The sequence below is a fragment of the Rhizobium tumorigenes genome, from assembly GCF_003240565.2.
Taxonomy (GTDB): domain Bacteria; phylum Pseudomonadota; class Alphaproteobacteria; order Rhizobiales; family Rhizobiaceae; genus Rhizobium; species Rhizobium tumorigenes.
The window spans coordinates 70,211-84,707 of record NZ_CP117260.1 but is presented as its reverse complement, the minus strand read 5'-3'; the positions used below and the strand labels follow the sequence as shown (position 1 = coordinate 84,707).

Sequence of the window (14,497 nt, the reverse complement as noted above, 5' to 3'; positions counted from 1 at the left end):
TTCGAGTTTTTGTGGGTTAGTGCGCCGGCGCGGGCCCTGTCGTGCTCCAAGGCGATTCGTAGAGTTCGCGAAGTGCCACGACCGCTGCTCCCTGGGCCCAGGTCTCATCGGTCGATTGGTCGAAAACAAGTTCGGCGACGCCCCGGATGGAGGGCGGAATGGCCGCCGCATAGGCATGACGCAGGCTATCGAGAAACGGCGCTCCCAGTGCGAGTGTCGATCCGACGACGATGACGCGGGGCGGTGCGAACAACGTGACGATATTGGCGACGGCCATGCCGCAAGCCTCGCCCGCGCGTGTGGCGGCGATGATCAGTCCATTGTCCTCGCCAGCAATGAGTGTCTGCGCGTGCGCCATGCCGCGCCCAAGCCGGACGGCTTCAGCAAAGCGGCCGCCACTCGAATGTGCACCGAAGATGGCGTTCTCCCCCGCCTGGCTGGAGAGACGGATGGCGCCTTCCGATCCCATGCCAATGACGAGATCGCCGAGATTGTGGCTGAGACCGCCAGCGCCACGAAACAGCTGGCCACCATGCAGGACGCCGAGACCGAGAGTTTTCTCCAGCGAAACCACGACGACGTCATCGAGCTCGCGGGCGTGTCCAAACCAGTGATGCGCTAGGGTTATGGCATGGGCATCGCTCTCGACGATCGTTGTCGTGCCCAGCCGCTCGGACATTTCCCGGGCGAAATCGACGCCGGTTTCGCGAAAAATCGGGCTGGTGCGGACATGCCCGGTGCGGTGTTCGATAAGCCCGGGCAAACCCAGGCAGACGAGATCGATATCATGGATCGACAGATCCGCATCGATAACGCAACGACGGACCCCATCATCGATAAGGTCGGCAATGACGCTGATCGGCTGCCGATCGACGCGCAGCGCCATCGTCTGTCTCGACAGCACCTCGCCGCAAAAATCAGTCACCACGAAGATCATCCGATCGGCAGCAATCTTTGCGCCCACGACGCGCGCGGCAGCCGGATTGAGCTCCAGCGCCACCCTCGGGCGACCTCGCGCTGCGGGATTGCGAAGATCGCCCTCGTGTCGCGCCAGGATCAGACCATCGTCCAGCAGGGCTGCCGTGATGGCGGACACCGTGGTCGTCGACAATTGCGTGAGTTCGCTGATTTCGATCCGCGCGATTGGCCCCGCGCGCCGGATCGTATCGAGAATACTGAAACGGTTGATCGCCCGCATCAGCTCTGGGTCGGCAGTTTTCATTGAGACAAAGCAACCTGTTGGACCAACTATCCCACCGTGGAATTTAGGCCGGATCATGAATTAAATAGAGACCCCACGTTAAAGACTGTCAAGCCTTGCTGCCTAAAAAACAAGTTTAGCGATTGACAACTGTGCAATTTTCCGATGACTTAATCCGCATAAGGGAAAAATGGTGAGGACTTGTCATTCCCTTGGGAGGAGAAATGATGTTTCAGATCGTCGGGGCGAAAGCCCTTCGCGGTAAGCGGACAGCTATGCTTGTCGCTACCACCGGACTTGCCATCATGCTCGGTGCGGCCAGCGCGATGGCCGATACCACCGTCAAATGGCTGCACCTCGAGCTTGATCCTGGCTATGTCGCCATCTGGCGTAAGATAGCCGATACCTATGAGACCCAGCATCCCGGCGTCAAAATCCAGATGCAGTTCCTGGAAAACGAAGCGTTCAAGGCCAAGCTGCCGACGCTGCTGCAATCGAGCGACGCCCCGGATTTTTTCTATAGCTGGGGTGGTGGCGTCTTGAAGCAGCAGATGGCAACTGGCGCCCTGCTGGATCTGACCGCTGCAATGAAGGCCAATGATGGCGCGTGGCTGAAGAGCTTCAATCCTGCCGCCGTCGAGGGCCTGACCTTCGACGGTAAAATCAGCGCCGTACCCTTCAAGCTCGGCACGGTGTCGTTCTACTACAACAAGGCGCTGTTCGCCAAAGCCGGCGTCGACGCGACCGCCATCAAGAGTTGGGAAGACTATCTGGCAGCGGTCAAGAAGATTAAGGCTGCCGGTATCGTGCCGATCGCCGGCGGCGGCGGCGAAAAGTGGCCGATCCACTTCTACTGGAGCTACCTCGTGATGCGCGACGGCGGCCAGAAGGTGTTCGACGCCGCCAAGACCGGTCAGGGTGAAGGTTTCAACGATCCCGCCGTCATAAAGGCCGGCGAGCAGCTTGCCGATCTCGGCAAACTCGAACCGTTCCAGCCAGGCTATCTCGGCGCGACATGGCCGCAGACCCTTGGCGTATTCGCCGACGGCAAGGCGGCGATGATCCTTGGCTTCGAGAATACAGAATCCAACCAGCGCACCAATGCTGGCGACGGCAAAGGCCTTGCCAGCGACAATATCGGTCGCTTTGCGTTTCCGGCAGTAACGGGCGGCGCTGGTGCCGCGACGGATACGCTCGGGGGACTGAATGCGTGGGCAGTATCGAAAAAAGCGCCCCCGGAAGCGCTGGATTTCCTGGCCTATCTCAACAATGCCGACAACCAGCGGGTGATGGCGAAGGCCGGCATGATCATTCCCGTGGCAGTCGGCGCCGAGGATGGGGTCACCAATCCGCTGATGAGGCAGTCCGCCGAACAACTCGCCCATACCACTTGGCACCAGAACTTCTTCGACCAGGATCTTGGGCCGTCCGTAGGTCGTGTGGTCAACGATGTCTCCGTTGGCATTGTCTCCGGCCAGCTGACGCCGAAGGATGGAGCTGCGCAGATCCAGGAGGCTTTCGAGCAGGATCAACTCTGAAGCCTGTGTCCGGCGGCAGCACGCATTGCCCGCCGCCGGCCGCAACCTCGAATCTCGAGACAGGCAATCCCCATGACTGATATCAGCGTGACATCGACCGCCAGTGCGGCGGCACGGCCCAAGTCTGCCGTACGGCGAAAGAGTTCGGCAAACCACGGCCGCCTGCCGGTGCTGCTCATCTTCCTGCCGCCTGCCCTGCTGCTTTTCACGATCTTTGTCATCCTGCCGATGGGCGAAGCGGCTTGGTACAGCCTTTATAAATGGAGTGGCTACGGCGCACCGACGGATTTTGTCGGCCTGCGGAATTTCCAGGTCCTGTTCAACAACCAGGCCTTTCTGACATCTCTGAAAAACAACGCGTTGATCATTGTCGTTTCGATCATCGTGCAGATTCCGCTGGCGATCTGGCTGTCGACGATGCTCGCCAACAGAATTGCCGGCGTGGTGATGTTCCGGCTGATTTTCTTTCTGCCCTACGTGCTCGCCGAGGTGGCCGCCGGCCTGATCTGGCGCTTTGTCTACGATGGCGATTATGGCCTGTTCGCGTCGCTGGCGCACCTGTTCGGCGTCGCGACGCCCTATGTGCTCGCCGACAAGGACCTGGCGATCTACGCTGTCCTGGCAGTCATCGTCTGGAAGTATTTCGGCTTTCACATGATGTTGTTCATCGCCGGGCTGCAATCGCTCGACAAAAGCATTCTGGAAGCCGCCGAGATCGACGGCGCGACGGGCTGGCAGAAATTCCGTTATGTGACGCTGCCACTGCTTGCCTCCACACTGCGTCTTTCCGTGTTTTTCGCGATCGTCGGCTCGCTGCAACTCTTCGACCTGATCATGCCGCTAACGGGCGGCGGACCGTTCAACTCGACCCAGACGATGGTAACTTTCCTCTTCAATTTCGGCGTCACCCGGATGCAGGTGGGCCTCGGCAGCGCCGTCGGGGTGGTGCTGTTCGTGATCTGCGTCACCCTCGCCTTCGGTTACAAACGGATATTTATGCGCAATGACTGATATGGCCACATCCATTCGCATCAGCCCCGGCACCAGGGCCTACCTGTACCTGTCGCTGACCATCATCGCGGCTATCGTCCTCGTGCCCCTGCTGACAACCGCGCTCGGCGGCTTCAAGTCGCTCGGCGACCTCAGGGTCAATCCGTTCGGCCTGCCGGCGGAGTGGCATGTCGAAAACTACACCGACATCCTGTTTGGCGACCGCTACTGGCGTCAGATGATGAATTCGCTGATCATCGCCCTGCTGACGGTGTTCCTGACCGTCAGCGTCTCGGCGATGGCCGCCTTCACCTTTGCCCACGTGCGCTTCTTCGGCTCGGATTTCCTCCTGAATTACTTCCTGATCGGCCTGATGTTCCCGGCGGCAACCGCCATACTGCCACTGTTCATCCGCATCCGCGATCTTGGCCTGCTCAATACCTACTGGGGCGTCGTCCTGCCACAGGTCGCCTTCGGACTTGGAATGAGCATCCTCCTTCTGCGCAATTATTTCAAAAACCTGCCTGAGGAATTGTTCCAGGCAGCGCTGGTCGACGGTTGCGGCTACATGCGCTTCTTCTGGTACATCACCCTTCCGCTTTCGCGACCGATCATCGCCACTGTCAGCATCATTTCCTTCGTCGGCAGCTGGAATAGCTACATCCTGCCGCTGATCATGCTGAACTCGGAATCGATCTATCCCTGGCCACTCGGGATCATGGTCTATCGCGGCGAGTTCGGGACACAGTGGCAACTGGTGCTGGCCTTCATCACGCTGACCATCCTGCCGACCATCATCGTCTTCTTCCTCGCGCAAAAACACATCATCGCCGGCCTGACAGCCGGTGCGGTGAAGTCCTGACAGGCGCAACTGGAGCATCCAAAGCATGGCATCCGTCGAACTTCAGAACCTCCGCAAATCCTATGGTGCGCTCGATGTCATTCATGACATCTCGCTGTCAGTCAGCGACGGCGAATTCATTGCTCTGGTCGGTCCATCCGGTTGTGGCAAGTCGACACTGCTGAGGATGATCGCCGGGCTGGAAGAGGTTACCGGCGGCGACGTGCTGATCGGTGGCGACATCGTCAATGCGCTGACGCCCCGCGAGCGCAACATTGCCATGGTGTTCCAGTCATACGCGCTCTATCCGCACATGACGGTCGCGCAGAACATGGCATTCAATCTCAAATTGTCAGGGCAGCCGAAGGCCGTGATCGACCAGCGCGTCAACGAGGCGGCACGGATGCTCGGTCTTACCGCGCTTTTGGAGAGGAAACCGGCCCAACTCTCCGGCGGCCAGCGCCAGCGGGTAGCAATGGGACGGGCCGTCGTGCGAAATCCCTCCGTATTCCTGTTCGACGAGCCCCTGTCCAATCTCGACGCCAAACTCCGCGTCCAGATGCGCGCCGAGATCAAGACGCTCCATCAGAAGGTCCAGACAACGTCCATCTACGTCACCCATGACCAGATCGAAGCCATGACGCTTGCCGACCGGATCGTCGTGCTCAACCAAGGCAGGATAGAGCAACACGGCACGCCCCTGGAACTCTATCGGACCCCCGCCAACCTGTTCGTCGCGGGTTTTATCGGCTCGCCTGCCATGAATGTGCTCGACGGCGTGGTAGAGGGCATGGGGGGCTATCCGGTCGTACGACTGAAGGACGGGACCCCGCTGCGCATTGCCGCCGGGAGGCGGGTCACGTCGGGACAGGAGGTTACGATCGGCTTGCGTCCGGAGAACCTGAACCCGGCAGGAAACGGATCACCACTCAGCGGTCGGACCCTGCTCGTGGAACCGACCGGCGCGCAGACACATGTCTTGTTCGAGATTGCCGGCCAACAAATGACAGCCGTTGTGGATGGTGAGTTCCCTGTCAGCTACGGCGCCGCGCTCAACGTCAACATCAACCCTGACCAGGTTTACGTTTTCGATCGCATCAGCGGGATCGCACTTTAAGTCGCTGACACGGGAGCACGTTGTCGCGCTTTCGGGCAACACCGGATCAGGTCGCCCTGTTTCCTTCGCCGTCGAACACATGCAGATGCTGTGAGGGGAAGGCGACGGAGACTTTCGGGCCCATCGACATGGTTTCACGATCGAGCGTGAAGATCTTGAACGGCAGGCCGTGCAGCTTGAGGTGCAGGATGATGCCGAAACCGGTCGGCTCTATCAGTTCCACGTCGGCACCGATACCAGATCCATCCCGTGTCACGACCACGTGTTCCGGGCGGATGCCGAGCGTTGCCTTTTCGCCGGTCTTGACGATTGGTGTCGAGGCGAGCGGAACTTCGGTACCGTCCTCGAGGATCATCTGGTGCCCGTCATAGGTGGCCTCCAGAAAATTCATGCCGGGAGAGCCGATGAAACCTGCGACGAAAAGATTGGCGGGGCGATCATAGAGTTCGAGCGGGCTTCCAACCTGCTGCACAACGCCTCCATGCATGGCGACGATCCGGTCCGCCAGCGTCATCGCCTCGATCTGGTCGTGGGTGACGTAAATCGAAGTCGCCTTCAGATCGGCGTGCAATTTCTTGATTTCGGCACGCATCTGTTCGCGCAGACGCGCATCGAGGTTGGAAAGCGGCTCATCGAACAGAAAGGCCTTTGGCTCCCGCACGATTGCCCGACCCATGGCGACACGCTGCCTCTGTCCGCCGGACAGTGCCTTGGGGCGTCGCTCGAGGAGCGGATCGAGACCCAGCTTCGAGGAGGCCAGCGAAACCGCGGCGGCGATTTTCTCCTTGGCGATCTTCCGGATTTTCAGGCTGTAGCTCATGTTGCCCGCAACATTCATGTGCGGGTAGAGAGCATAGGACTGGAACACCATGGCGATGTCGCGGTCCTTCGGGTGCAATTCGTTGACCCGGCGACCTGCGATCCGGATTTCACCGCCGGTGACGTCCTCGAGACCGGCGATCATGCGCAGCAGCGTGGACTTTCCGCATCCGGACGGACCTACCAGCACGATAAATTCGCCGTCCTCGATCTGCAGGTCTACGTCGTGCAGCACCTGCACATGGCCATAGGCCTTCCTGACGTTCTGGATATCGATCGATGCCATGGTGACTATCCCTTGACCGCGCCGGCCGTCAGGCCCTGGACGAGGTAACGTTGAATGAGCAGGAAGAACAGCCCGGCCGGAATGAGTGCCATGACGCCCGCCGCCATCATCTGCCCGAAATCGACCGAGAATTTGGAAACGAAGGTCAGGAGCCCGACCGGGAAGGTGGCCGCCTGGTTGCCGTTGATCAGCATAAGGGCAAATAGCAGCTCGCTCCAGGCTGCGGTGAAAACGAAGCCGAGCGTTGCCGCAATGCCGGGCAAGGTCAGCGGCAGGATGATCTGCCGGAAGGCGATGAATTGCGTTGCGCCGTCGATCATCGCGGCTTCTTCGAGCTCTCTGGGAATGCCGTCGAAGAACGACTGCATCAGGAAGGTCGCGAAGGGCACGTTGAACGCCGTGTAGACAATTACCAGGCCGGTCAGGCTGTTTGTCAGGTGCAGAGGCGAGAGGATCTTGAAGATCGGCGCCACCAGCATGACCAGCGGAAACATCTGCGTCAGCAGCATGAGCGCCACGATCCAGTATTTGCCCCGAAAATCGAAGCGGGACAGCGCATAGCCGGCCAATGACGCGCAGATCGTCACGGCGATGGCGGTAGAGGCCGAGACGATCACGCTGTTTTTGAAGAACGTCGGAAAATCGCTGTGCTCCAGCACGAACGCGTAGTGCTCCCAGGTCGTGCGCGAAGGCCACATCCGCACGCCCTCGGTATAGAGGAGGTCGTTCGGCGTGAGCGAGACTTTCAACAGCCAGAACAGCGGAAACAGGGCGAATACGATGTAGACGAGGATCGCCAGCCGATGGGCGATGACGGGCAGGATAGATCGTCTCATGGGTCTAGTCCTTGTTCAGCAATGTCTGCCGGAGCAGGATGATCACCATAGAATAGGCGAGCAACAGCACCAGCAACACCAGCGCGATGGCCGACGCATAACCAAAATCCAGCCGCTTGAAGGCCTGGGTGAAGATATAGCTGGCGACGATCTGGGTGCGATCGGCAGGGCCGCCGCCGGTCATGACGACGATGAGGTCAGCGAAATTGGAGACCCAGACCGTTCGCAGCAAGACAGTGATGGCGATGGTCGGTGCCAGGAAAGGAAGCGTGATCGATCGGAACCGCTGGAACCAGCTGGCGCCATCAATGGAGGCCGCCTCATAGAGATCGCGCGGGATTGCCTGCAGCGCGGCCAGAAGCGTGATCGCGAAAAACGGAATCCCCCACCAGACATTGGCAACGATCGGCCCCCACATCGCATAATGCGGGTTGGACAGGATGTTGTCGGGTTGATCCATCAGGCCGAGTGCGAACAGCCAATGCGGGATCGGTCCGATCACCGGATTGAAGAGCCAGGCCCAGTTGAGACCGGCCAGAAAGGAAGGCACGGCCCAGGGCAGGAAAACCAGGGCCTGGACGAGGCCACGCCCCCAGAATGGCTTGTCCAGCAGCAGGGCAAGGATCAGCCCGAAGGCAAATTGCAGGACGACCGATGCGCCTGTCCACCACAGGGTGTTTCTCAGCGCGCCATAAAAGGCTGCATCTTTGGAAAGATCGCGAAAGTGATCGAGGCCGATGAAGCCGCCGGAAAACGGTTTCAGCAGTTGGACATCCCGGAAGGCATAGGAGACGCCAATCACCAGCGGCACCAGCATGACGGCGACGATCAGGATCAGTGCCGGTGCACTGTAGAGATAGGGTTCCGAAGCATCGGCGAGCCGCTTTTTCCAGGGCCTGCGGTCTCGACGCCTGTCATCGGTATAGGCGGTCATGGTCATCGGCCAAAGGTCCGTTCAGGTTTGCAGCGGCAATGCGGCTGGCAACAGGAGGTGCGAAACGGCGACGGATTGCTCCGTCGCCGCATCAAGCCCTATTTCTTGGAGAGAAATTTCTGCTGCGCTTTGGTCAGATAGTCGGCCCACTGATCGGCAAGATCCTTGGCGGAGATATCGCCCAGCAAAGCCTGCTGCGATGTCTTGATGGCCAGCGAATCCTTGAAGAAGGCAAAGTCCTCCAGATAGGTCGGCATGACGGTGGGAACGGTGTTCTTGTCGGCCAGTTCCTCGAACCAGCCCTTGAACTGGTCACCTGCATAGAACGGATCCTTCTCTGCCGATGTATAGGCCGGCAGAGCGCCGATTTTCTTGTTCCATTCGAGATTACCTTCCTGGCCCTCGAGTGTGGCGATCAGCTTCCAGGACAGGTCCTTGTTCTCAGTTGTCGCAAACATCGACCAGCCGGCATAGCCGATCGTCGGGAAAGACTTGCCGGACGGTCCCTTCGGCAAGGGCGCGACGCCGAAATCGTCCTTGCTCATGCGCTCGGCAACGGCGATCAGTGCATCCGGATCCTGGTCGAGGAAGGCGCAGGTGCCCGAATAGAAGCCGGCGACGACCTCGTTGAAGCCCCAGTTGACGCTGTCCTTGGGCGCATATCCCTTCTTGTAGAGATCGACCATCCACTCGATGCCCTTGGCCCAGCCTTCGCTGTTCATGGTCGAAGTGCCGTCCGGCTTGAAATAGGTGTTGTCGCCGGCCATGGAGGCCGCAAAGATCATCCAGCCATTGAGGCCGCCGGGGCCGCCGCGCATGCAGTAGCCGTATTTTCCGGGGATCTTCGAGACTGCCGCGGAGGCTTTGACGAAGTCGTCCATGGTCTTCGGTGGCTCGGAAATGCCGGCCTGTGCCAACAGCTTCTTGTTGTAGAACATGGCGCGCAGGTAGAAGCCGTAGGGTAGCATATAGGCCGTGTTCTTGACGTCCCGGCCGAGTTCCAGCGCACGTGGCGTCAGTTCCTTGGTGTGCTCCCATTTCGCCAGATAGGGCTCGAGGCTTTCGAGCATACCGTTATTGCCATAGAGCGACAGCCAGGTATCCGGCATTTCCATGACATCTGGCGTATCGCCGGCCGAGACCATCGTTGCGAATTTCTGGAAGGCTTCGTTCCAGGGCAGCGAAATGATATCGACCTTGGTACCGGGGTTGGCCGCTTCGAACTTGCCAACGAGCGATTTGAGCGTCTCGGTACGCTCGGGGCTGGTGATGACTTCGACGAGCTTGAGTGTCGTATCGGCGAACGCAGTTCCCGCCATCATCGCGGTAAAGAGTGCTGCTGTTATCAGTCTTTTCATACTTATTCCCCCTTTTCGGTTTTTCTTCCTGTTGATGCTCTTATGAGGCTGCAGCGATTGCTTCCTCGATATCTCTCCACAAGGCCTCGGTTCCTTCGAGACCGACATGCAGGCGTACGGACCGCGCGCTGATCCCGAAGGTGTGCGCGGAATTGGGCTGGGCCTTCTGCTGCAGGACGACTTCGCCGGGGACGATGAGGCTCTCGTGGCCACCCCAGCTCACGCCCAGCTTGAAAAGCCTGAGATGGTCGGAGAAGGCCCGGATATCGACGCCCTCGCGGAAAATGAAAGAGAACAGGCCGGACGTGCCGTTAAGGCCTGCCGGCAATCGGTTGGCAAGGCCGGGATGGCAGACCTCCTCGACGACGTCGAGGTTCTGCAGCCGTCTGGCGATCGTCATGCCTGCGGTTTCGTGCGCCTTCATGCGCAGCGGCAATGTGCGCATGCCGCGGATGAGCAACCAGGCATCGAAAGGAGAAAGCTTGCCACCGAGATAGGGGTAGGCTTCGGCCTTTATCCTTGCGATCAGCGCCTTCGAGCCCGCGACAACGCCAGCCACGACATCGCTATGGCCGCCGAGATATTTGGAGGCGGAATGAATGACCAGATCGACGCCCAGCGTCAGCGGCTGCTGGAAAAAGGGGCTGGCCCAGCTGTTGTCGATCATCGAAACGACACCGTGCTGCCTGGCAAGCGTTGCAAGGGCGCCGACGTCGTGGGCTTCCATCACCCAACTGGTCGGGCTTTCCATGTAGAATACCTTGGCGCCCGGAAGCGCCTTTGCGACGGCCTCCTCGTCGCGACCATCGACATAGGTTACCTCGACCTTCATGCGCTTGAGGATCGTGCCGAACAGGCGAAAGGCATCGGGATAGATGTGCTTGACGGCGACGATCCGGTCGCCCGGTTCGACGAAGGTGAGCACGGCGGACGAGATCGCCGACATGCCGCTGGCAAAGCCGAGCGCATCCTCGGCCGCCTCGAGCTTGGCCAGCATCTCCTCGAACATCCGAACCGTCGGATTAAGGCCGCGGGTATAGATTGGCCGGACCTTTTCGCCGCGATAGCAGGCGATCATGTCGTCGTAATCGGAGAAGGTGAAAAGCGACGTCTGAAAGATCGGAGGCACCACCGCTTCGGCATAGTTGCCTTCGTCATGGGCGGTAATCAGCGATGCGAGATCGAATGGCCCGAGTTCTTCGGTCATTTTGACATTTCCTTGATGTCTTCCTCGACGACGTCGAGAATCTTCAGTGTTTCGCAGCGCGCCGCCTCCGGATCCTGCGCCACGATGGCGTTGAACAGGGTGCGATGGAACGGAAACGACCGCCGCGCAAAGTCTTCCCGATCAAAAGGATGGGTCCAGAAGCGCTCGAAGGTGCCACGCATCTGCTCCAGCAACTGCTTGAACAGGGGATTGTGGGTGGCGTCATAGACGGCGAGGTGAAACGCCAGGTCTTCGGGGCCGGAGGCGCCCTTGGCGATGTGGACGCGCTCCATCTCGTCGAGCTTTTCCTCGATGATCGCAAGATCTTCCGGAGTGCGCTTCCTTGCAGCCACCATTCCCGCTTCGCATTCGATGCCGCGCCGAACCTCGAGCGTCTGCAACAGGACGTCGCGCAAATGCGTGGTGTCCATGGAGAGCGGCATATGGATCGTTGCCTTGGAAACCGGCTTCAGCAGATAGGTTCCACTCCCCTTGCGCGTCTCCACGACACCGAGCGCCTGGAAATGGGTCATGACCTCGCGAATGGTCGAGCGACCAACCGACAGGGCACCCATCATCTCGCGCTCGGTCGGCAGTTGGTCGCCGGACTGAAGGTTGGTTTTCTCGATGAAATCGGACAGCGCATCGATAACCTGGCGCGTTCGATCCTGAGTAGGCAAAGGTGTCAGCAAACGTTCGTTTCCCTCGTTGCCGACAGATTGGTCTGACATCTGCTATCAGGTCAATCTTTTTTTCGTGCGACTCGCGGAAAGCCACAGCAATGGAAATTCGTCGTCCGGTGAGCCGAACGCGGAAGTATTGCGCGATAGATGGTTGGCACGACAATCAATCAGACAACGATCACGCCGGTCGTCTCAGCTCTCCAGCCAGACGCGTGATGCGATGTATCCGTTGCTGAGATCGTTGCCGACATCCGGTACGAAGCCCTTCAGGGCGGGGCTCGATGCATTCAGGTAGTTGTTGAACACGGGAATGATCGAACCCGACTCGTCGCGCACGAGGAGTGCCATATCACGGTACATCTCCTTGCGCTTCGCTTCGTCTGCCTCGGCCCGTGCGGCCAGTAGCAGCGTGTCGAATTTCGCATTGTCGAACTTCGACTCGTTGCTTGCTGATTTCGAATAGAATTCGAGCGAATAGATCAGGTCCTGCGTCAGGCGCGTTCCGAAGAACGAGACGCAGAAAGGCTTGTTGCGCCAGACGCCGCTCCAGTAGCCGTCCGTCGGAACGCGGTTGACGGCGACCTTGATGCCGGCCTTCGCCGCGCCATCCCGGAGGATGACCGCCATATCGACGCCGCCCTGCATGACGTCGGCAGCATAGATTGGAACGGCCCCGTCGAAACCGGACTTCTTGTAGTGGAAGGCAGCCTTCTCCGGATCGAATTCACGCTGCGGAATGTCGCTGGGAAACATGTCGAAGGCAGCATTCACAGGAAAGTCGTTGCCGAGCGTGCCGTATCCACCAAGGACCTGCTTCAGCAGAAACTGGCGATCGATGGCGTATTTGAGGGCAAGGCGAAGATCGACGTTGTCGAACGGTTTCTGGTCCACCAGCATGGGCAGCGTATAGTGGCTGCGCCCGGGCGTGTTGTGAATGGTGATATTCTTCATTCGCCCCAGCAGCTGGATCGTATTGGGGTTGATTGCATTGATGAAATGGACCTGCCCTGATGCCAATGCGGCCGTTCGCGCCGATACGTCGGCGATCGCCAGGATCTCAACGCTGTCGACCCAGCCACGGTTGGGATGCCAGTCGTCCTTGTTCTTCTCAAGCAGGATTTGAACGCCGGGATTGTTGCGGACGATCTTGAACGGGCCGGTACCGATACCGGCATTCGGATCGTCCCTGCCACCGTTCGGCTGGATGACGAGGTTGTAGACGCTGAAGATCAGCGGCAGGTCGCGGTTCTGCTCGGTCAGCGTCACGACGACATTCTCGCCCGAAGCCTCTACAGACTTGATGCTGCTGACATAGCCGAGCGCGCCCGATTTGGAGGCTTTGTCGCTGTGGCGGCGCAGCGTCTCGACGACATCCTCGACTTTCAGCGCATCGCCATTGTGAAAGCGCACGTTCTTCCGGATCTTGAAGGACCACGTCGTTCCGCCATCGGTCGTCTCCCATGATTCAGCCAGAGCCGGAATGGCCTTGCCGGTCGCCGGGTCGGTTTCGACCAGGGTATCGCCCCAGCTGCGGGCCAGCACAAATTGCAGGGCGCTGATGTAGCTTGCCGGGTCGAGTGCATCGGTCGACGCGCCGCCGTTCATAGCGATCTTCAGATGGCCGCCGGTCTTGGGTGTTGCAGCCTGTGCAAATGCGCCGCTGCCCGCAAACATCAATGCGGCGCCTGCGAGCGAACCCTGCAAGACGGTACGCCTGGTCACGCCTTCGGCAGACTGAACCGTCGAAAGGGGATCCCGGTTTTCATTTCCAAATTTCGACGTCATTCGGCATCCCCTTTTTTCGATAAAGTCCGCAACAGACGGATCATCCCTAGACGAGCGGCTTCCATAGACACTAATGTCCATTATAATGGCTCGTCAATCCTCCATTTTGCCAGAACTTTACCCGGCGCATGGGCTATTTGATAATGAGCGAAGATTAAACTACGGGTGCAGGCATGAGCAGCAGCAACACCAAGGTGAAGGCCGATGCCCCGGAGAGGGTTGGCCGCACGACAAAGGAAGACTGGCTCGACCTGTCCATCCAGGCGCTGATCAGCGACGGGATAGACCGCGTCAAGGTCCAGATAATCGCCAAGACACTCGGCGTATCCCGCTCGAGCTTCTATTTCTTCTTCAAGAACACCAAGGACCTTCACGCCCAGATGCTCGATCTTTGGCTCCGCAAGAACACGGGCCCGATCATCGAGCGCGCCATGCGACCGGCAGACACGATAACGCAGGCAATCCTCAACGTCTTCGAATGCTGGGTTGACGCCAGCCTTTTCGACTTCCAGCTCGATATGGCGGTGCGGTTTTGGGCTAAGCGCTCCTCGTCCGTAAACGCCGTGGTGGTACAGGCAGACGATCAGCGCGTAGACGCGTTGCAGAAGATGTTCATTCGCCACGGCTATCCCGCCAAGGAAGCTCTTGTCAGGGCACGGGTCCTCTATTTCACGCAGATCGGTCACTATGCGCTCGATGTTCCGGAGAGCATGAAGGTCAGGTTTACCCATGTGGAATCCTATGTCCTGGCGTTCAGCGGACAGCATTTGACGGAGGATGAAATGGAAGCCTTCAGGCGGTTCGCACGACGCTTTCACCCGGACGTGTAAGCGGCCCAGCGGCTAGGCAGAGAGAGATACAAGCCTTGAAAAGTCATAGACATTAGTGTCCATTATTGGCAG

General features: G+C 59.2%; 13 protein-coding genes. 5 read left to right on the top strand and 8 right to left on the bottom strand.

Going from position 1 to position 14,497, the window contains the following annotated elements:
- Window positions 1–16: 16 nt before the first annotated feature.
- Window positions 17–1,222, bottom strand: a complete 1,206-nt coding sequence (locus PR017_RS27365) for an ROK family transcriptional regulator (RefSeq protein WP_111218512.1) — start codon at window positions 1,220–1,222, stop codon at window positions 17–19.
- 206 nt (window positions 1,223–1,428) lie between these two features.
- Here PR017_RS27365 and PR017_RS27360 point away from each other — a divergent pair, with 206 nt between their 5' ends.
- The 4 genes from PR017_RS27360 to PR017_RS27345 all read left to right on the top strand — a co-directional run bounded on the left by PR017_RS27360 (window position 1,429) and on the right by PR017_RS27345 (window position 5,687).
- Window positions 1,429–2,739: an ABC transporter substrate-binding protein gene (locus PR017_RS27360; protein ID WP_111218711.1), complete on the top strand. Its 1,311-nt coding sequence runs from the start codon at window positions 1,429–1,431 to the stop codon at window positions 2,737–2,739.
- Window positions 2,740–2,811: 72 nt separating this feature from the next.
- The gene (locus PR017_RS27355) at window positions 2,812–3,750 is read left to right on the top strand and encodes a carbohydrate ABC transporter permease (RefSeq protein ID WP_111218514.1); all 939 of its coding nucleotides are present in this window, start codon (window positions 2,812–2,814) and stop codon (window positions 3,748–3,750) included.
- Window positions 3,743–4,591 carry a carbohydrate ABC transporter permease gene (locus PR017_RS27350; RefSeq protein ID WP_111218516.1) on the top strand — a complete coding sequence of 283 codons (849 nt, stop codon included), beginning with the start codon at window positions 3,743–3,745 and terminating at the stop codon, window positions 4,589–4,591. The genes PR017_RS27355 and PR017_RS27350 overlap by 8 nt, the downstream gene beginning before the upstream one ends.
- Before the next feature lie 25 nt (window positions 4,592–4,616).
- Entirely contained in the window at window positions 4,617–5,687 is a 1,071-nt protein-coding gene (locus tag PR017_RS27345; RefSeq protein WP_111218518.1) for an ABC transporter ATP-binding protein, read from the top strand.
- 46 nt (window positions 5,688–5,733) lie between these two features.
- Here the strand turns inward: PR017_RS27345 and PR017_RS27340 are convergent, their stop codons facing one another.
- From PR017_RS27340 to PR017_RS27310, 7 genes are all read right to left on the bottom strand, one after another.
- Window positions 5,734–6,792 (bottom strand): ABC transporter ATP-binding protein, encoded by a 1,059-nt coding sequence (locus tag PR017_RS27340; RefSeq protein WP_111218520.1) that lies wholly within the window; start codon window positions 6,790–6,792, stop codon window positions 5,734–5,736.
- A gap of 5 nt (window positions 6,793–6,797) precedes the next feature.
- Complete coding sequence (locus PR017_RS27335; protein WP_111218522.1) at window positions 6,798–7,628, bottom strand: carbohydrate ABC transporter permease; 831 nt, start codon at window positions 7,626–7,628, stop codon at window positions 6,798–6,800.
- A 4-nt stretch (window positions 7,629–7,632) separates the two neighbouring features.
- A complete protein-coding gene (locus PR017_RS27330) occupies window positions 7,633–8,568 on the bottom strand; it encodes a carbohydrate ABC transporter permease (protein ID WP_111218524.1) in 936 nt (311 codons plus the stop codon).
- Between the two features lie 92 nt (window positions 8,569–8,660).
- Window positions 8,661–9,920 (bottom strand): ABC transporter substrate-binding protein, encoded by a 1,260-nt coding sequence (locus PR017_RS27325; protein WP_111218526.1) that lies wholly within the window; start codon window positions 9,918–9,920, stop codon window positions 8,661–8,663.
- A gap of 40 nt (window positions 9,921–9,960) precedes the next feature.
- Window positions 9,961–11,127, bottom strand: a complete 1,167-nt coding sequence (locus PR017_RS27320; protein WP_111218528.1) for a PLP-dependent transferase — start codon at window positions 11,125–11,127, stop codon at window positions 9,961–9,963.
- A complete protein-coding gene (locus PR017_RS27315; protein WP_111218530.1) occupies window positions 11,124–11,858 on the bottom strand; it encodes a FadR/GntR family transcriptional regulator in 735 nt (244 codons plus the stop codon). Before PR017_RS27315 ends, PR017_RS27320 begins: the two co-directional genes overlap by 4 nt.
- A 144-nt stretch (window positions 11,859–12,002) precedes the next feature.
- On the bottom strand, window positions 12,003–13,595 hold the full coding sequence (locus PR017_RS27310) for an ABC transporter substrate-binding protein (protein WP_111218532.1): 1,593 nt from the start codon (window positions 13,593–13,595) through the stop codon (window positions 12,003–12,005).
- 173 nt (window positions 13,596–13,768) lie between these two features.
- On the opposite strand from PR017_RS27310, the gene PR017_RS27305 reads away from it, so the two are divergent.
- Window positions 13,769–14,425, top strand: coding sequence for a TetR/AcrR family transcriptional regulator (locus PR017_RS27305; RefSeq protein WP_111218534.1), 657 nt, complete (start codon window positions 13,769–13,771; stop codon window positions 14,423–14,425).
- Window positions 14,426–14,497: the final 72 nt, after the last annotated feature.